Raw genomic sequence first — 18,019 nt, 5'->3', positions numbered from 1 at the left:
GCTCAGGCCCCGGTCGGGGCGTCCTGCTTCTGCTGCTCGATCTCGGACCGTACCCGGTCCATGTCCAGCTCACGCACGGCCGAGATGACCTGCTCGAGCCCGGAGGCCGGAAGGGCGCCCGGCTGCGAGAAGACGAGGATCCCGTCGCGGAAGGCCATGAGCGTGGGGATCGAGGTGATGCCGACCGCTCCGGCCAGCTCCTGCTGGGCCTCGGTGTCGACGCTGCCGAAGACGATGTCCTGGTGCTCCTCGGCCGCGGCGGCGTACACGGGCGCGAACTGACGGCACGGGCCGCACCAGCTCGCCCAGAAGTCGACGAGCACGATCCCTCCGTCGGTGATGGTGCTCTCGAAGGTGTCGATGGTCAGGGGCTGGGTGGTCATGTGTCTGATCTCCTCCCTCCGCGCGCTGCGGGGATCGTGGTGGTGCCGCAGATCGCGGTCACGGTTGACACCATACCCTAGGGGGTATTAGTTTGTCACCTGTGAATGAACAGCCCATGCAGTCGCAGGAAGGACGAGACGTGCCGACGCAGCCCACGATCGTGACCATCGAGACCCCGAGCCTGGGTGACCGCTCCTATCTGGCCCATGACGGGGAGGTCGCTGTCGTCGTCGACCCGCAGCGGGACATCGACCGCGTCCTCGAGGCCGCCGACGAGGCCGGTGTGCGCATCACCGACGTCTTCGAGACGCACATCCACAACGACTACGTCACCGGTGGCCTGGCGCTGGCCGAGCGCCTCGGTGCGCGCTACCACGTCAACGACGAGGACGAGGTCTCCTTCGACCGCCAGCCCATCCGCGACGGGGACGTCGTCGAGATCTCCCCGACCCTGCGGGTGCGCGCCATCGGCACCCCCGGGCACACCTTCACCCACCTCTCCTACGCCCTCGAGTCGATGGACGGGTCCGAGGTGACCGCCTCGGCGGTCTTCACCGGCGGCTCCCTCCTCTTCGGGGCCACCGGACGGCCGGACCTGCTGGGTCAGGAGCACACGGACGCGTTGGTCCACCACCAGTACGCCTCCGCGCACCGGCTCGCCGACGAGCTGCCGGAGCACGCAGAGGTGCTGCCCACCCACGGCTTCGGCTCCTTCTGCTCCGCCGGCTCCACGGGCGGAGCCACCGAGTCCACGATCGGTGAGGAGAAGCGGAACAACACCGCGCTGACGCAGGAGGAGGAGCAGTGGGTGGCCGACACCCTCGCCGGCCTCGATGCGTACCCCGCGTACTACGTCCACATGATGCCGGCCAATGCCGAGGGGCCCAGCGCGGCCGACCTCCGCAGTCCCGAGCGGGCGGACAAGCAGACCCTCGCCGAGCGCATCGAGGCAGGGGAGTGGGTCGTGGACCTTCGCACCCGCACCGCCTTCTCCGCCGGCCACGTCAGCGGCACGCTGAACTTCGGGCTCGACGGGCAGTTCTCGACCTACCTGGGTTGGCTCATCCCCTGGGGCGCGCCCGTCACCCTTCTCGGGGAGAGCTCGGAGCAGGTGGACGAGGCCCAGCGCGAGCTGGTGCGCATCGGTATCGACCGGATCGCGGGGGCGGCCACCGGCGGCCCCGAGGACTGGACCGACCGTCCGCTCGGGACGATCGAGCAGGCCCTCTTCGCCGATCTCTCCCAGGTGCGCCACCACCGGCAGGTGCACGTCCTCGACGTCCGACTGGCCGGCGAGTTCGCCGACAGCCACATCGAGGGCGCGCAGAACGTGCCGATCGGTGAGCTGCTCGACCGCTTCGACGAGATCCCGCAGGGAGAGATCTGGGTGCACTGCGGCAGTGGCTACCGCGCCTCCATCGCCGCCTCGGTCCTCGCCGCCCGCGGGCGCACGGTCGTCACCGTCGACGACGCGTTCGCCAACGCGCCGGACGCCCCGCTGCCGATGACCAGCTCCGCCTGACCCACCACCACAGAAGGAGACCGACATGTGCCGTCGAGCCACCTGCCGCGTCTGCGGCAAGACCACGTGGGCCGGGTGCGGCCAGCACGTCGACCAGGTGATGGCCGGGGTGCCCGCCGGCGACCGCTGCCCGGGACACAGCTCGTCCGAGAAGGGCGCCGCCCAGAGCCGCCCGCTGCTCTCCCGCCTCTTCGGACGCGGCTGAGCCCTTGACCCCGTCGGGGGCGAGCCATCCCCCCGTCTCGCCCCCGACGGCCCACCCAGGAGCATCACGTGCCCCTTGCTGTCATCCCCCTCGGCCTCGTCATCGGCCTCGCGCTCGGTACCCTCGGCGGTGGAGGGTCCATCCTCGCCGTCCCCGCCCTGGTGCACCTCCTGGGCCAGGACCCGGTTGCTGCCACGACGAGCTCGCTCGTCATCGTGGGCATCACCTCGCTCCTGTCGATGCCCGCCCATCACCGCGCGGGGCGGGTGCGCATCGGCCAGGGAGTGACCTTCGGTCTGCTCGGCACGGCCGGGTCCTTCGCCGGGTCGACGGCCGCACGAGCGGTACCGGCCGCCGTGCTCATGACCGCCTTCGCCGTCCTCATGGTCGTCGTGGCGACACTCATGCTCCGGCAGAGCCTGCGGCGGCGAGAGCGGGAGCGAGAGCGAGAGTGCCGAGGCCGGCACCAGCGAGCCGATCATCACGCTGCACCCGCTGGCCTGCGCCTGCCCGCGGCTAGTCAAGCTCGTCGTCGCCGCCACGGTCGTGGGGCTGCTCACCGGCTTCCTCGGTGTCGGCGGCGGCTTCGTCCTGGTCCCGGCGCTCGTGCTCGTCCTGGGCTTCACCATGCCGGTGGCGGTGGGGACATCCTTGCTCGTCATCGCCATCAACAGCGCCACCGCGCTCGCCGCCCGCGTGCAGCACGGCATCGGTGACCTCGACTGGCCGCTCATCGTCGGGTTCTCGGCTGCTGCCGTGGTCGGAAGCCTGGTCGGTAGCAAGGTGGCCGACCGGCTGCCGGAGCACCGGCTGTCCCAGGCCTTCGCGGTCCTCGTGCTGGTCATCGCCGGCATCACCGCCGTGCAGTACGTGCCAGACCTCGTGGCCTGACACCTCACGAACCAACGAACCACCACACCCCCATACGAAAGGGATCCACATGACCACCTCCACCACCACCCGTCCCACCACACTCGACGCCGCGCAGGTGCGCGCCTGGATGGGCGAGCCCGCAGGGCCCCGCATCATCGACGTGCGCACCCCGGCCGAGTTCGCCGGCTCCCACATCCCGGGCTCGTACAACGTGCCGCTCGGGTTGCTCGAGGAGCACCGGCGCGAGCTGGCCGACCACCTCGACGACGACGTCGTCCTCGTCTGCCGGTCCGGCGCCCGGGCCGGCCGGGCCGAGGGCGTCCTCGCGGAGACCGGGCTGGCGAACCTGCACATCCTCGACGGCGGCATGAACGCGTGGGAGAACTCCGGCGGTGACGTCGTGCAGGGTGAGCAGGGATGGGACCTGGAGCGTCAGGTCCGGCTCGTCGCCGGTTCCCTCGTCCTCACCGGCATCCTGGCCAGCACCCTGGTCCCGCAGGCCAAGTGGCTCTCCGCCGGGATCGGCGCCGGCCTGACCGGAGCCGCCCTGACCGACACCTGCGCCATGGGCATGCTCCTGTCGCGGATGCCGCACAACCGTCGCAACGACCCGAAGCCGGAGACGGTCTTCGCCCAGCTGGGCGCCGGCCGGGCCTGAGCCCCACCGCGGGTGCGCCCGCGACACTCACCCCGCCTGACGACCGCCCGCGACGCGCGGACGGTCGTCAGGCGATGGTGCTGCGCACCGTCGCGACGACGCGCTCGTCGTCGGGCGCGACCTGCGGGCTGAAGCGCGCGACCGGTGTGCCCTCGCCGTCGATGACGAACTTCTCGAAGTTCCACCGGACGTCGCCGCTCTCGCCCCCTTCGTCCTCCGTGTCGGTCAGTGCCGCGTAGACCGGGTGGCGCCCCGGGCCGTTGACCTCGACCTTCTCCGCCATGGGGAAGGTGACCCCGTAGGTCGCGGAGCAGAACTCCCCGATCTCCTCCGCGGTCCCGGGCTCCTGCCCGCCGAACTGGTTGCACGGCAGGCCCACAACGGTGAATCCCTGCGGGGAGTACTCCGCGTGCAGCGCCTCCAGGGCCGTGTACTGCGGGGTCAGGCCGCACTTGGAGGCGACGTTGACCAGGAGGGCCGGCCGGCCGCCGGTGAGGTCGCGCATCGTGCCGGGGGTGCCGTCGAGCCGGGCGATGGGGGTGTCCAGGATGCTCATGACCCGACCCTAGCCCGGCCGGACTCCGGGCCTCAGCGCACCAGACCGACGTCGTCGATCGTGCGGTGGTAGCGCATCCCGGCGACGTATCCACCGCGAAGTAGGCGAGGAAGAGGATCACGAGCAGCACGACCTGGTCGGCATCGACACCGCTACCCAGACCGGCGGCGGCACCGATGGCCGGCAGGCGACGCCACGCGCACGACCCGGCCGCCCCGCGGGGCCTCCCCCATGGTGCGCCGTCCATTCGGGCCGCCGGAGGGTGCACCCCCCGCGGACGAAGGGGGCGTGCCGCTCACGGCAGCGGCGCGCCCTTCATCAGGCGGGAGGAGTACACGTTGGTGATCCGCACGCCGTCCAACCATGCCGTGAGGCGCTCGGCCTCGCGTGCCAGCGCGGCGCGGCCGTGCGAGTCCACATCGGCGCCGGGGCACGGGACCACACCGACCGTGCCCTCCTCGTCCTGCACCCAGGCGCCCACGATGCGCCCGTCCCACCACGCCGTCGTCCCGGCGTTGCCGTTGGTGTCGAAGAGCAGGGGCACGTGATCGGGGTCGAGGTAGAAGCCGCGCTCCTTCCAGCCCATGGTCGTGGGATCGAGGGTGGGCAGCAGCGCGGCCCACGGCTCGACCTCGGCCACGGGTTCGAGGTCGTCGGGCAGAAGCCACCCGGTACGCCCGTCCTCGAGGCCGACCGCCACGGCCCGGACCGCCTCGAGGGCGGCCCGGGTCGCTCCCTTCGTTGCTCCGAGCCACCACTGGACGTCCTCGAGGGTGCCGGGACCGAAGGCGTGCAACCACTGTCGGACCAGCTCGGCGTACCCCTGCTCCGCGTGCAGCGGCACGAGGTCCTCGCCCAGCCACGCGTCCATGAGCGTCCACGACGGCTTGGACAGTCGCCAGTGGCCGGCGTTGGGCCCGCGGACGAGGAGGCCCTCGGCCCCGAGGCAGCCGAGGACCCGCGGTGCGAGGTTGAAGGTGCCGCCGTACTTCTTCCCCTCGTTGACCGTGATGGCACCGGCCAGCTCCGGGATCTCCTCGCGCAGCTGCTTCGCGCTCATCGGCTCCGCCGCGGACAGGCGCTCGACGACCGCGTCGCGCGCGGCGTCCAGCCAGGCCTCCCCGTCGGCGGCGATGCCGTGCCGCTGCGCATCGCGGGAGACCAGCCGGCGCTGCTCGGCGGCCACCCGCGCGGACGCGCTGCCCCACGCCGCCGGCAGGAGGTCCCGGGGGAAGACGAAGAGCGTGCGTCTCATCGCCAGCTGCTTGACGATGTCCCGGTCCTCGTAGAGTGCGCGATCCACGTCGACGGGCGCCACCCCCTCCGTGCGCGCCTGCACCGACAGGTGGACGGTCGCCGCCTCCGTCGCGTGCAGCACGACCATGGCGCGCGTCGCGGCCTCCGGGTCCGACACCCGGTGCCGCGGGTGGAGTGCGTGCCGGGTGGCCAGCCGAGCCCGCCGCTCGGCGTCATCGACGAGTCGAGCCGTCTCGTGCCCCATGGACGCAGCCTGCCACCCACGCCCGACACCGCTGCACGCTGGACGGGTGTTGGCAAACGCGCCGACGAATCGTCAGCGTGTACACCTCCACCGGGGGTGGACGACCCGGCGGCCAGCATGCAAACATCGCCAAATGACGATGACAACCTCTGCCGGCGATCCTGCGTCGGTGTCCGAGCGCGGGGCGGTGACTGCCGCCGCATGCCTCTTCACCGGCCTCGCCGACCGCTCACGGCTGACGATCGTGCAGCACCTGGCGCTCGGCGAGCACCGCGTGGTCGACCTGACCGAGCACCTCGGGCTGGCCCAGTCGACGGTGAGCAAGCACCTGGCGTGCCTGCTCGACTGCGGTCTGGTCGCCGTCCGCCCCCGGGGGCGCGCCTCGGTGTACTCCCTCGCCCACCCCGGCGCGACGTTGGCGCTGCTCGCGGCCGCCGAGCGGCTGCTGGCGCTCACCGGTGACGCGGTCACCCTGTGCCCGACGTACGGCACCGCCCGATGAGCGCGGGACTGCACCTCCCTTCGCCCACCACGCGGAGACGCGCCGTCCTCGGTCGCCGTGCCCAGCTCCTGGCCGGCGCCTCGGTCCTCTACAACCTCGTCGAGGCGGTCGCGGCCATCGCCGCGGGGGCGATCGCGTCCTCGATCGCCCTCGTCGGCTTCGGGTTGGACTCGCTGGTCGAGATGGCCAGCGGCCTGGTGATCCTGTGGCAGTTCCGCGCCGCGCTGCCGGAGTCGCGCGAGCGGCAGGCGCTGCGACTGATCGCGATCTCCTTCTTCGCGCTCGCGGGGTACGTCGGCTTCGAGTCCGTCCGCAGCCTGGTCAGTGCCGAGGGAGCCGACCACTCCACGATCGGCATCGTCATCGCCGCGGTGTCGTTGGTGGTCATGCCGCTGCTGTCGTGGGCCCAGCGACGCACCGGGCGGGAGCTCGGCTCCGGGTCGGTCGTCGCCGACTCCAAGCAGACGCTGCTGTGCACCTACCTCTCCGCGGTGGTCCTCGTGGGGCTGCTCGCCAACAGCCTGCTCGGCTGGTGGTGGGCCGATCCGCTCGCCGCCCTCGTCGTCGCCGGCGTGGCCCTGCGAGAGGGCCTCGAGGCGTGGCGCGGGGACGCCTGCCACTGCGGCTGACCGACCCGAGATGGGCGGGTGGAGGTGTACCCGCCGATGTTTCGTCGGCGCGTTCACCTCCACCCACGCTCAGGGCCTCAGTGCGCCTTGAAGCCCCGCAGCCGCAGGCTGTTGCTCACGACGAAGACCGAGGAGAAGGCCATCGCGGCACCGGCGATCATCGGGTTGAGCATGCCGGCCATCGCGAGCGGGATCGCGGCGACGTTGTAGGCGAAGGCCCAGAAGAGGTTGCCCTTGATCGTGCCCAGGGTGCGCCGCGCGAGGCGGATCGCGTCGACCGCGACCCGCAGGTCGCCGCGCACCAGGGTCAGGTCACTGGCCTCGATCGCCACGTCCGTCCCGGTCCCCATCGCCAGACCGAGGTCCGCGGTCGCCAGGGCTGCGGCGTCGTTGACGCCGTCACCGACCATGGCGACGACCTTGCCCTCGCCCTGCAGCCGCTCGACGACGGCGACCTTGTCGGCGGGCATGACGTCGGCGAAGACGTCCACCGGCGCGATCCCGACCTCGGTCGCCACCGCGCGGGCGACGACCTCGTTGTCACCGGTGAGCAGGATCGGCCGCAGCCCCAGGTCGCGCAGCTCGGCGATCGCCTGCGTCGACGTCTTCTTGATGGCGTCGGCGACGACGACGATGCCGCGGGCACGGCCACCCCAGGCGACCTGCACGACGGTGCCGCCCTCCTGCTGCCGGGCCGTCGTGGTGGCATCGAGCTCGGTGCAGCGCATCTGGCCGGCGTCGGTGAGCAGGGACGGTCGGCCCACGACCACCGTCTGGCCGTCGACGACGCCCCGGACGCCGAGCCCCTCGACGTTGGCGAAGCCGTCGACCTGCGGCAGCTCGCCGCCGCGCTCCCGGGCGCCGGCCGCGACGGCGCGGGCGATCGGGTGCTCGGACGCGGCCTCGAGGGCTCCGGCGTACCGCAGCACCGCTGCCTCGTCCTCGCCCTCGGCCGCGACGACCTCGCGCAGCGTCATCTGCCCGGTCGTGACGGTCCCCGTCTTGTCCAGGACGATCGTGTCGACCGTGCGGGTGGACTCCAGGACCTCGGGGCCCTTGATGAGGATGCCCAGCTGCGCGCCGCGACCGGTGCCGACCATGAGCGCGGTCGGGGTGGCCAGACCGAGTGCGCAGGGGCAGGCGATGATCAGCACGGCGACCGCGGCGGTGAAGGCCATCGACAGGCCGGCGCCAACGACGATCCAGAAGGCCAGCGTGGCGAGGGCGAGCACGAGGACGATCGGCACGAAGATCCCGGAGATGCGGTCGGCCAGGCGCTGGGCCTCGGCCTTGCCGTTCTGCGCGTCCTCGACCATCCGGGCCATCTGGGCCAGCTGCGTGTCGCCGCCGACACGGGTCGCGCGCACGACGAGACGACCGCCGGCGTTGACGGTCGCGCCGACGACCTCGTCACCGGGGGCGACCTCGACGGGCACGGACTCGCCGGTGAGCATCGAGGTGTCGACGGCGGAGGTGCCGTGCTCGATGACGCCGTCGGTCGCGACCTTCTCGCCCGGGCGGACGACGAACCGCATCCCGACCGCCAGCCGGTCGACCGGGATCGTGCGCTCGGTGGTGCCGTCCGCGTCGAGGACGGTGACCTCCTTGGCGCCCATCTCGAGCAGCGCGCGCAGGGCGGCGCCCGCCTGGCGCTTGGACCGCTTCTCGAAGTAGCGCCCGGCGAGGATGAAGGTGGTCACGCCCGCAGCGGCCTCGAGGTAGATGTTGCCCGAGCCGTCGCCGCGCTCCACGGTCAGCGTGAAGGGGTGGGTCATGCCGGGCATGCCGGCGGTCCCGAAGAACAGCGCGTACAGCGACCACGCCAGGGCGGCGAGCGTGCCCATCGACACGAGCGTGTCCATGGTCGTCGTGCCGTGCCGGAGGTTGGTCCAGGCCGCCCGGTGGAAGGGCAGCGCGCCCCAGACCACGACCGGGGCGGCCAGGGTGAGCGACAGCCACTGCCAGTTCGTGAACTGCAGCGGCGGGACCATCGCCATCGCGATGACCGGGATCGTCAGGACCGCCGAGATGATCAGCCGCTGGCGCAGCCGGTCGGTCTCGTCGGGGACGTCCGGGCTCTCCCCCTTCGTGTCCTCATCCGTGCGGGGGAGGGCTGCGCCGTAGCCGGCCTGCTCGACGGTCTCGAGGAGCAGGTCGGGGGCGATGCCACCGGCGTAGGTGACCTTCGCCTTCTCCGTCGCGTAGTTGACCGAGGCGGTGACTCCGTCGAGCTTGTTCAGCTTGCGCTCGATCCGGTTGGCGCAGGAGGCGCAGGTCATCCCGGTGATGTCGAGCTCGACCTCGGCCTGCTCGGGCCGGAGGGGTGCATCTGCTGCGGTACTCATCTGCTCACTCCTGGGCTGGTGACGGTGCCCGGTCGCGAAGTCGTCGGGCTACCCGAACTGTCTCCACGCTATACCCCCTAGGGGTACATGGCAAGGCGGGGTGGTGCGGGTGCGCCCGTCCGTCCGCGGCCGCCGGCCCCGCAGCGCCGGCCTGCTTCCCGAGGACTCATCAGCAGAGCTGGCGGGGTCGTGGCCACGTGCGCGTTGCTGGACCTGATGGTTCGTGCGGAGAAGACTGGCGGCATGCGCACCTACAGCAACCCCGCCGCGCGCACGTGGTCGTCGGGGGCGACGGTCACCAGCGTCCGCGACTTCCACCGCACGCTCCCGGGGTACGCGCCGACGCCCCTCGTCGACCTGCCCCGCGCCGCTCGGGAGCTCGGGGTCGCCCGGGTTGTCGTCAAGGACGAGTCGGCACGCCTGGGGCTGCCGGCCTTCAAGATGCTCGGGGCGTCGTGGGCCTGCCACCAGGTCATCGAGGGCCACCCCGGAGCCGAGCTGGTCAGCGCGACGGACGGCAACCACGGCCGGGCGATCGCGCGCATGGCGACCCACCTCGGGACGAGCGCCACCGTGTTCATCCCCGGTGGGATGCGCGAGCGCGCCGCGGCCCGGATCGAGTCCGAGGGGGCGACGCTCGTGCGCGTCGACGGCCACTACGACGACGCCGTGCGTGCCGCGGCGGAGCACGCCGCGGCCGACGCCTCCCGCGAGCTCGTCCAGGACACCGCGTGGGAGGGGTACGAGCAGGTCCCGACGTGGACCGTCCAGGGTTACGAGACCCTCTCCGAGGAGCTCGACGAGCAGCTCGGCGTCCAGCCGGACCTCGTCGTCGTCCCGTCCGGCGTCGGATCCCTCGCCCAGGCCGTCATCGCCCACTACCGGCAGGCCGGCGCCGAGGGGCGCACCCGGATCCTCGTCGTCGACCCGGACACCGCCGCCCGCACCGTCGAGAGCCTGGCCGCAGGGGAGTCGGTCACCGTCGGTACCGGCGAGAGCGTCATGGCGGGCCTCAACTGCCCCACGCTGTCCAGCCTCGCGTGGCCCGTCCTGCGCGAGGGCTGCGACGCCGCGGTCACCGTCACCGACGAGGAGGCGCTGCAGGCCTCCGACGACCTGCTGGCGCAGGGCGTCTCCTCCGGGCCGAGTGGTGCCGCCACCTACGCGGGGGTGCGTGCCGCCCTTCGCGATGCCGACTTGTGGCGCGACCTCGACCTGCCCGACGACGCGACGGTTGTCCTGCTGAGCACGGAGGGCCGCCAGGACGACGAGTGAGCTCGCCGCCCGGCGGCCGGTGGGGCGGAGCCGGCTCAGGCCAGCTGGTAGCCGGCCTCCTCGACGGCGGAGCGCACGGCCGACTCGTCGACCGGCTCGGCGCTGGTGATGGTCACGGCGCCCGACTCGAGCTCGACGGCGACGTCCTCGACGCCCGGGATCTCCTGGACCTCCTCGGTGACGGAGGAGACGCAGTGGCCGCAGGTCATGCCGGTCACGGTGTAGGTGCTGGTAGCGCTCATGGGGGTGTCCTCTCGCTGTGATTGCTCGCTGCCCACCAAACATTACCCCCCTAGGGTATGAGCGACAACAGCGACCGCCGCAGCCCGCGCCGTCCGGGGGCTCGTGGATAGTCTCGGGGCATGCCGTTCGCCCTCCTCGCCCTCGTGGTCGTCACCGTCGTCCACCTCGGCGCACAGGTGGCCGCGCCCGACGGCGTGCTGGCCGACCTCACCCAGATCGTGCTCATGCCGGCCCTGCTGTGGGTGCTGCTCGCGGGCACGCCCAACCCGAAGTCGCTCCTCGTGCGCCTCGTCGGTCTGGCGCTCGTCCTGTCCTGGCTGGGGGACACGCTGCCCCGCTTCACCGAGGACGGGAGCGACCTCGGCTTCGGCCTGATGCTCGGCGCGTTCTTCCTGGCACAGCTGGCCTACGTGGCCGCCTTCCTCCCCTTCGCCTCCCGGTCGATCATCCGGCGCAGGCCCGCCCTGCTGGCCCCCTACGTCATCGTGCTCGGGGTGGTCGTCGCGGTGAGCGCGCAGGGCGCCGGCGCGCTCTTCCCCGCCGTGCTGCTCTACGGGCTGGTCATCGTCGGGATGGCGGTGCTGGCCACCGGCATCGACGCCGTCGCGACGATCGGCGCGGTGCTCTTCCTCGTCTCCGACGGCCTCATCGCCCTCAGCGCCTTCGCCGCCCTCGAGCTGCCGCTGCACGGCGTCTGGGTGATGCTCACGTACGTGCTCGGGCAGACCCTGATCACCCTCGCGGTCTCCCACCGGGACCGGTCACTGGCGGCGCGGCGGGCCTGAGTGCGCAGCCACCGGATCGCCGACGTCGCCGAGCAGGCGGGCCTGTCCCCGGCGACCGTCGACCGCGTGCTCAACGACCGGCCCGGCGCCAGCCCCCGCGCGGTCCGGGCCGTCGAGCAGGCGATCGCCGAGCTCGATCGCCAGGCGGGCGCCCTGCGCCTCGGCGCCCGCTCCCTCGTGCTGGACGTCGTGATGCAGGCGCCGAACCGCTTCTCCGGGGAGGTCCGCGACGCGCTCGAGTCGCAGCTGACCGGGCTGCGACCCGCGGCGGTGCGGGCCCGGTTCCACCTGCGGGAGTCGGGGACGGTCGAGGACGTCGTCGGCACGCTCGAGGGCATCGGGAGGCGGGGGAGCACCAGCCACGGGGTGCTGCTGAAGGTCCCCGACGACCACCGGGTGGCCGCGGCCATCGACGACCTCGCCGCGCGCGGCATCCCGGCGGTCACCCTCGTCACCGATGTGCACGGCTCGCGCCGGATCGCCTACGCCGGCCCGGACCACGAGTCGGCCGGGCGGACCGCCGCCCACCTCCTCCACCGCTGGAGCGGCCGGGAGAGCGGCACCGTGCTGGCCACGCTGAGCCGCGCGTCGTTCGTCGGCGAGCGCACCCGGGCGGAGGCCTTCGTCGAGCAGCTCGGCGAGGACGCGCCCGGCCTCGCCGTGCGTCGGGTCAGCGACGCGGACGGACTCGATGCCGCCACGGCGGACGTGGTCACCGCGGAGCTCGGCTCCGGCGACGACCTCGTCGGGGTCTACTCCGTCGGTGGCGCCAACCGGGCGATCCTCGCTGCGCTGCGGGCGAAGGGGGTGGCCCCCTCGGTCTTCGTCGGCCACGACCTCGACGCGGACAACCTCGAGCTGCTCCGCACCGGGGAGATCGACCTCGTCCTGCACCACGACCTGCGCGAGGACGCCCGCTCGGCGATCCGCGCGGTGCTGCAGCACCACCGCCTCGCACCGGGCGCGCCCACGTCCCTCGCCTCGGGGGTGCAGGTGGTCACGCGGCACAACATCCCGGCCCGGATGGCGCCGCGGGACGGGTGACCGGGGCAACGATCAGGTGGTCACTTCGTGCGTCTCGACGCGGACCGTGCCGCACCAGGTGACCACTTGATGCGATCAGACCGCGGCGACGTCCTCCGCCGGCGCCGGCTCGTCGACCTCGTCCTCGGCCGCAGGGGTCGAGACGGTGAGGCAGGTGACGACGGTGATCGCCGCGAGACCGGTGAGCAGCGCGAAGGCGCTCTGGGCCCCCCGCGCGAGGTCGGCGGCCGAGGGGTCCGAGCCGGCGACCAGGGCCAGCACGGCGATGCTCGTCGCGGTCCCGGCTGCGCCGAAGACCTGCTGCGAGGAGCCGAGCAGCGCCGACCCGTGCGCGTAGAGGTGCTTCGGGAGGGCGCCGAGCCCGGCGGTGAAGAGCGGCGTGAAGAGCAGCGCCAGCGAGAGCGACAGCAGCACGTGCAGGACCAGGAGGGTCCACGGGCCGGCGCTCGGGACGAGCAGCGCGAGCAGACCCAGCGAGAGGGTCAGGCCGATGCTGCCGGGGACGACGAGCGGGCGCGCGCCGAGCCGGTCGTAGAGGCGCCCGATCGTCGGGCCCAGCAGGCCCATCGCCAGCCCGCCGGGGATGAGCAGCAGGCCCGCCTCGAGGGTGGTCATGTCCAGCCCGTCCTGCAGGTGGATGGGCAGCAGGATGAGTGAGCTGATCAGCGCGGCGAAGCCGATGCACATCGTGACGAAGGCGCCGGTGAAGCTGCGGAAGCGCAGCGTGCGCAGGTCCATCAGCGGGTCGCCCGAGCGCACGAGTGAGCGCTGGCGCCAGGCGAAGGCGGCCACGGCGAGCGTCGCGAGGGCGACCGCCACGAGCGGGTCGACGACCGGCTCGGGGGCGGGGCCCCCTTCGCCCGGGGTCCCTCCGCCGATGCTGGAGAGGCCGTAGACCAGCCCACCGAAGCCGATGGCGGAGAGCACGACGCTGGGCAGGTCGAGGCGGCTGTGCTCGCGCTCGCCGACGTCCGGGAGGTGCCGCAGGCCGACCCACAGCGCGACCAGGGCGATCGGCAGGACGGTGAGGAAGATCAGTCGCCACGACCCGATGCGCAGCAGCAGCCCGGAGACGGCCGGGCCCATGGCGGGGGCGACCGCGATGACGAGCGAGAGGTTGCCCATCGTGCGGCCGCGGTCGGCGACGGGCACGAGGTTCATCAGTGTGGTCATCAGCAGCGGGATCATCACCGCGGTGCCGGTCGCCTGCACGACCCGGGCGGCCACGAGGACCTCGAACGCCGGAGCGAACGCCGCGGCCGTCGTGCCGATGGAGAACAACCCCATCGCCAGGGCGAAGGTGCGCCGGACGGCCAGCCGCTGCATGATCCAGCCGGTCATCGGGATGACCACGGCCATGGTGAGCATGAAGGCGGTCGTCAGCCACTGCGCGGACGTCGCAGGCACCGCGAAATCGTCCATCAGGCGCGGGATCGCGTTGTTCATGATCGTCTCGTTGAGGATCACGACGAAGGTGGCGACCGTGAGCACGCGCAGCACCAGGGCCGTCTGTGCAGGCGTGGTGACGGGGTGCGCCTGCGGCGCGGTCGTGGGCATGGGGTCCATGGTCCGGCAAAACGTGTGCACCACACAAATGCTTTGTGGCGAAGGGGGTGCCCCGCACCGTGTCGAGGAGGAGACTGGTGGGCATGTGCCGAAACATCCGCCAGCTGCACAACTTCGAGCCCCCCGCGACGAGTGACGAGGTCCGGGCCGCCGCCCTGCAGTACGTGCGCAAGGTCAGTGGATCCTCGAAGCCGAGCCAGGCCAACCAGGCCGCCTTCGACGAGGCGGTCGAGGAGGTCGCAGCCGCCACCCAGCACCTGCTCGACCACCTCGTGACGAGTGCCGCGCCCAAGGACCGTGAGGTCGAGGCGGCCAAGGCGAGGGAGCGCTCCCGGCAGCGGTACGAGCGCGCCGGATGATACGCCCGAATCCCCGCTGGTGACCGCCCGGTAGCCGGGTGTCCGCGAGGTGACCGCTGGGCGACGGAGGGGTTGCGCAATCGCGGGAAGTGTGACTCGGGCCGCATCGGCGCTTGTGGATGAGTTCGGGAGAAAAGAATCTCGCTCCACACTCGGTGGACGGCGTTTGCGCAGGTCAGACGGGGTGTCGCGGAGGACTCCACGAGGAGATCCACAGAGTTCTCCACCGGGTGTGCACAGTCCGATGGCGCGTCGTCCACACGCCGCCCACAGGTTGTCCACAGGATCATTTGGCGTTGTCGGTGCCGGCTGCGAGGCTGCTTCGACGTCCCTCTCCTGATGGGGCGCGGGACTCCTTCGCGGGGGTCGCGGGGAAGTTGACGAAGGGGACCGCACAGTGACGACGAGCGAGTTGGAATCGAGCGTCTACGGTGACGCCGCCTACTCCTCCTCGCCTCCCCCGGACCGGCTCCCCCCGCAGGACGTCGGTGCCGAGCAGTCGGTGCTCGGCGGGATGCTGCTGAGCAAGGACGCCATCGGTGACGTCAACGAGGCCGTCCGCAGCAAGGACTTCTACCGACCGGCCCACGAGCTGATCTTCGACGCGATCGTCGACCTGTACTCCCGTGGCGAGCCGGCCGACGCGATCACCGTCGCCGACGAGCTGAGCAAGCGCGGCGACCTGCAGCGCGCGGGCGGGCAGGCCTACCTGCACGACCTCATCCAGTCGGTCCCGACGGCGGCCAACGCGGGGTACTACGCGCAGATCGTCGCCGAGCGGGCCGTGCTGCGTCGGCTCGTCGAGGCCGGGACCAAGATCGTCCAGATGGGCTATGCCCAGGGCGGCGGCGACGTCGAGGACATCGTCAACCAGGCCCAGGCCGAGGTCTACACGGTCGCGGAGAAGCGCGGCGGCGAGGACTACGCCCCGCTGTGGGACACCCTCAACGACACGATGACCGAGATCGAGGTCGCCGCCGGTCGCACCGACGAGATGACCGGTGTGCCGACGGGATTCCACGACCTCGACGAGCTGACCCACGGCCTGCACCCGGGGCAGATGGTGGTCATCGCGGCGAGGCCGGCTGTGGGTAAGGCACTCGCGCTCGATACCCCGCTGCCCACCCCCACCGGCTGGACCACGATGGGCGAGGTCGCCGTGGGTGATGAGCTCATCGACGCGCAGGGGCAGCCGACGAGGGTGGTCGCCGCGACCGAGGTGATGACCGGCCGCCCGTGCTACGAGGTCGAGTTCTCGGACGGGTCCGTGATCGTGGCGGACGCGCAGCACCAGTGGCGCACGACCGAGACGGTGCGGACGACCGAGCAGCTCGCGGCGACCTTCGGGGAGATCGAGCACGCGGTTGCCTTCGCCGAGCCCATGGATCTGCCGTCGCGGGACCTGCCGTTGGATCCCTACGTCATGGGCGCGTGGCTCGGTCACGGCTCGGGGGATGTCTTCGCAGAGTCCGACCCCGAGGTGATCGCGCGCCTTGAGGGCCTGTATTCACCTCTTTCCGACGCTTTGGCGCTACCTCATGTGGTGGGACGAGGTGACAGCGAGCACCTCATCCCGGTGGAGTACCTGCGCGCCGATGCCGCTCAGCGTCGAGCGCTGCTGGCCGGTCTGCTCGATGTGGCTGGGAGCGTCGACGAGGCCGGTCGGGTGCGGTTCGAAGCGACGTCCGCCGAGCTGCTCGACGATGTGCGGGAACTCGTGGCCGGCCTCGGCTTCCAGATCACGCCGGTGGTTGAGGCGCGACGGCCGTCCGCGGCCGAGCCTCGAAACCACACCCTCCACTTCCAGGCGGACGCCGACGTCTTCCGCCTGGAGCACAAGGCGATCCGCCACAAGGAGCTGCGGACGCAGCTCGGTGCGCATGCGGTGGTGGCAGTCCGGCCCATCGCATCGGTGCCGGTGCGGTGTGTGGAGGTCGACAACAGCCAGCACCTGTATCTGGCCGGTCGGTCGATGATCCCGACACACAACTCGACGCTGGGTGTGGACATCGCCCGCGCGGCGGCGATCCACCACGGCATGGCGACCGCGATCTTCTCCCTGGAGATGAGCCGCAGCGAGATCACGATGCGCGTGCTCGCGGCGGAGGCGAGCATCCAGCTGCAGCACCTGCGCCGGGGCAAGATGAGTGACCCGGACTGGCGCAAGCTCTCCCGCGTCGTCGGCCGGATCAGCGACAGCCCGCTCTACATCGACGACTCGCCCAACCTCGCGCTGATGGAGATCCGGGCGAAGGCGCGACGGCTGAAGCAGCAGCACAACCTCAAGCTCATCGTCATCGACTACCTGCAGCTGATGACCTCGGGCAAGAAGGTCGAGTCCCGCCAGCAGGAGGTCTCGGAGTTCTCCCGTGCGCTCAAGCTCCTGGCCAAGGAGCTCGAGGTCCCCGTGATCGCGATCAGCCAGCTGAACCGTGGACCGGAGCAGCGCACCGACAAGCGTCCCGCGATGAGTGACCTGCGTGAGTCCGGCTCCATCGAGCAGGACGCGGACCTCGTGATCCTGCTCCACCGTGATCGCGATCCCGACTCCGAGCGTGAGGGCGAGGCCGACATCATCGTGGCCAAGCACCGCAACGGCCCGACGGCCGACATCGTGCTCGGCTTCCAGGGGCACTACGCGCGGTTCTCGAACATGGCGAAGGACTCGGGCGGCTTCTAGTGTCGAGATGCAGCGAAGATTAGAGCAAAGGCGTTTGTATCTAAGATAAACCGGACGTTATGCGTGAGCCGTGCTTGATAACCAATGCTTATGCAAGCTGACCGTGTTAAGGGTCTCAGCGGGAATGGTGTCGGCTAGGGCGCTTCACTTGGCGGGGCGTTGGGTGAGTGGCCGAGAGGGCGACTTGTAGCCACAGGCCGCTTTCGCGCCACTGGCGGAGTTCGTCCCAGGCGCGCATCAGCCCAAGTGGGTCCGCCGAGTTGGACACTGCACGCCAGGGTGGCGCGGGATCGGTGAACGCCGACCATCGGACCTTGTCCTGCGCTCGAAGCTTGGCGACCAGCTGTAGACGGCGTGCGTCGCCATGACTCCAGGACAGGTTCGTCCCATCCAGGCAGACCTGCCCGAACCGCGCCAGGGGGAGAATGTGCCGGCGTCCGGCTCGCAAGGGGAGGGACACCAGGTTTTGGGCGGGCAGCGGGCCCTTTACGAGGAGCCTGAACAGTTGGTCGGGCTTGAGTGATCGGCAGGTCGGGGCGGACTCCGACCGGTATGCGACCAAGAGAGTCTCAGCGCGTAACCGGGGGGTTCGGTATGCCCACGCGCAGGCGGGGCAAAGCTTCGACCTGCTGGGGTCAGCCCAGGAGTCCCACGCCGTGAACTTGTTGCTGACGACGTCGCGGACCTTGACCACTCCCGAGGCGGCAGCACATCGCGCGCAGTTCCGCCCCGGCGGGAGGCTGTGTTGCTGGTGATTGGCCAGCCAGGCAGCGTGGACAGGGTCCATGTCGGGTGGTCGCTCCTTGCCTCGTCTACTCGGTCATCCGTGGATAGGCCGAGAGGAGCCACTCCACTCGTGACAGTTCCGATTTGAGGCGGCGTTCTTGGCGGT

The 18,019-nt window shown here is 71.5% G+C and carries 17 protein-coding genes and 1 pseudogene; 12 read left to right on the top strand and 6 right to left on the bottom strand.

Annotated elements, in window-relative coordinates:
* Positions 1–2 precede the first annotated feature (2 nt).
* Complete coding sequence (locus PVE36_RS15640) at positions 3–383, bottom strand: thioredoxin family protein (protein WP_277453615.1); 381 nt, start codon at positions 381–383, stop codon at positions 3–5.
* Positions 384–523: 140 nt separating this feature from the next.
* Here PVE36_RS15640 and PVE36_RS15635 point away from each other — a divergent pair, with 140 nt between their 5' ends.
* From PVE36_RS15635 to PVE36_RS15615, 5 genes and pseudogenes are all read left to right on the top strand, one after another.
* Complete coding sequence (locus PVE36_RS15635; RefSeq protein WP_277453614.1) at positions 524–1,906, top strand: MBL fold metallo-hydrolase; 1,383 nt, start codon at positions 524–526, stop codon at positions 1,904–1,906.
* A gap of 25 nt (positions 1,907–1,931) precedes the next feature.
* Positions 1,932–2,111: a hypothetical protein gene (locus tag PVE36_RS15630; protein WP_277453613.1), complete on the top strand. Its 180-nt coding sequence runs from the start codon at positions 1,932–1,934 to the stop codon at positions 2,109–2,111.
* Between the two features lie 68 nt (positions 2,112–2,179).
* Positions 2,180–2,503, top strand: a pseudogene (locus PVE36_RS15625) (sulfite exporter TauE/SafE family protein); the annotation flags it as partial.
* A gap of 154 nt (positions 2,504–2,657) precedes the next feature.
* Positions 2,658–3,002, top strand: coding sequence for a sulfite exporter TauE/SafE family protein (locus PVE36_RS15620; RefSeq protein ID WP_277453612.1), 345 nt, complete (start codon positions 2,658–2,660; stop codon positions 3,000–3,002).
* 49 nt (positions 3,003–3,051) lie between these two features.
* The gene (locus PVE36_RS15615) at positions 3,052–3,642 is read left to right on the top strand and encodes a rhodanese-like domain-containing protein (RefSeq protein WP_277453611.1); all 591 of its coding nucleotides are present in this window, start codon (positions 3,052–3,054) and stop codon (positions 3,640–3,642) included.
* Positions 3,643–3,709: 67 nt separating this feature from the next.
* Here PVE36_RS15615 and PVE36_RS15610 read toward each other — a convergent pair whose 3' ends face one another.
* Both PVE36_RS15610 and PVE36_RS15605 read right to left on the bottom strand, forming a co-directional pair.
* Positions 3,710–4,198, bottom strand: coding sequence for a glutathione peroxidase (locus PVE36_RS15610; RefSeq protein ID WP_277453607.1), 489 nt, complete (start codon positions 4,196–4,198; stop codon positions 3,710–3,712).
* A gap of 295 nt (positions 4,199–4,493) precedes the next feature.
* Entirely contained in the window at positions 4,494–5,699 is a 1,206-nt protein-coding gene (locus tag PVE36_RS15605; protein WP_277453605.1) for a winged helix DNA-binding domain-containing protein, read from the bottom strand.
* Between the two features lie 133 nt (positions 5,700–5,832).
* Between PVE36_RS15605 and PVE36_RS15600 the strand changes: the two genes are divergently transcribed.
* Positions 5,833–6,201, top strand: coding sequence for a metalloregulator ArsR/SmtB family transcription factor (locus tag PVE36_RS15600; protein ID WP_277453604.1), 369 nt, complete (start codon positions 5,833–5,835; stop codon positions 6,199–6,201).
* The gene (locus PVE36_RS15595; RefSeq protein ID WP_277453602.1) at positions 6,198–6,830 is read left to right on the top strand and encodes a cation transporter; all 633 of its coding nucleotides are present in this window, start codon (positions 6,198–6,200) and stop codon (positions 6,828–6,830) included. Before PVE36_RS15600 ends, PVE36_RS15595 begins: the two co-directional genes overlap by 4 nt.
* Before the next feature lie 77 nt (positions 6,831–6,907).
* On the opposite strand, the gene PVE36_RS15590 is transcribed toward PVE36_RS15595, so the two are convergent.
* Positions 6,908–9,175: a heavy metal translocating P-type ATPase gene (locus PVE36_RS15590; RefSeq protein ID WP_277453601.1), complete on the bottom strand. Its 2,268-nt coding sequence runs from the start codon at positions 9,173–9,175 to the stop codon at positions 6,908–6,910.
* Positions 9,176–9,418: 243 nt separating this feature from the next.
* Here PVE36_RS15590 and PVE36_RS15585 point away from each other — a divergent pair, with 243 nt between their 5' ends.
* Positions 9,419–10,450 (top strand): pyridoxal-phosphate dependent enzyme, encoded by a 1,032-nt coding sequence (locus PVE36_RS15585; protein ID WP_277453600.1) that lies wholly within the window; start codon positions 9,419–9,421, stop codon positions 10,448–10,450.
* A 35-nt stretch (positions 10,451–10,485) separates the two neighbouring features.
* Here PVE36_RS15585 and PVE36_RS15580 read toward each other — a convergent pair whose 3' ends face one another.
* Positions 10,486–10,692, bottom strand: a complete 207-nt coding sequence (locus tag PVE36_RS15580) for a heavy-metal-associated domain-containing protein (protein ID WP_277453599.1) — start codon at positions 10,690–10,692, stop codon at positions 10,486–10,488.
* A gap of 120 nt (positions 10,693–10,812) precedes the next feature.
* On the opposite strand from PVE36_RS15580, the gene PVE36_RS15575 reads away from it, so the two are divergent.
* Both PVE36_RS15575 and PVE36_RS15570 read left to right on the top strand, forming a co-directional pair.
* On the top strand, positions 10,813–11,478 hold the full coding sequence (locus PVE36_RS15575) for a lysoplasmalogenase (protein WP_277453598.1): 666 nt from the start codon (positions 10,813–10,815) through the stop codon (positions 11,476–11,478).
* The gene (locus tag PVE36_RS15570) at positions 11,479–12,522 is read left to right on the top strand and encodes a LacI family DNA-binding transcriptional regulator (protein WP_277453597.1); all 1,044 of its coding nucleotides are present in this window, start codon (positions 11,479–11,481) and stop codon (positions 12,520–12,522) included.
* 75 nt (positions 12,523–12,597) lie between these two features.
* Here the strand turns inward: PVE36_RS15570 and PVE36_RS15565 are convergent, their stop codons facing one another.
* On the bottom strand, positions 12,598–14,079 hold the full coding sequence (locus PVE36_RS15565) for a DHA2 family efflux MFS transporter permease subunit (RefSeq protein WP_277453596.1): 1,482 nt from the start codon (positions 14,077–14,079) through the stop codon (positions 12,598–12,600).
* 92 nt (positions 14,080–14,171) lie between these two features.
* On the opposite strand from PVE36_RS15565, the gene PVE36_RS15560 reads away from it, so the two are divergent.
* Together PVE36_RS15560 and dnaB are read left to right on the top strand one after the other, a co-directional pair.
* Positions 14,172–14,447 (top strand): DUF2277 domain-containing protein, encoded by a 276-nt coding sequence (locus tag PVE36_RS15560; RefSeq protein ID WP_277453595.1) that lies wholly within the window; start codon positions 14,172–14,174, stop codon positions 14,445–14,447.
* Between the two features lie 412 nt (positions 14,448–14,859).
* Positions 14,860–17,127, top strand: a complete 2,268-nt coding sequence (gene dnaB, locus PVE36_RS15555) for a replicative DNA helicase (protein WP_277455876.1) — start codon at positions 14,860–14,862, stop codon at positions 17,125–17,127.
* Positions 17,128–18,019 lie beyond the last annotated feature (892 nt).

Origin of the sequence: Janibacter sp. DB-40 (assembly GCF_029510815.1) — a bacterium.
Classification (GTDB): Bacteria; Actinomycetota; Actinomycetes; order Actinomycetales; family Dermatophilaceae; genus Janibacter.
This window is presented reverse-complemented; position numbering and strand designations above follow the sequence as displayed.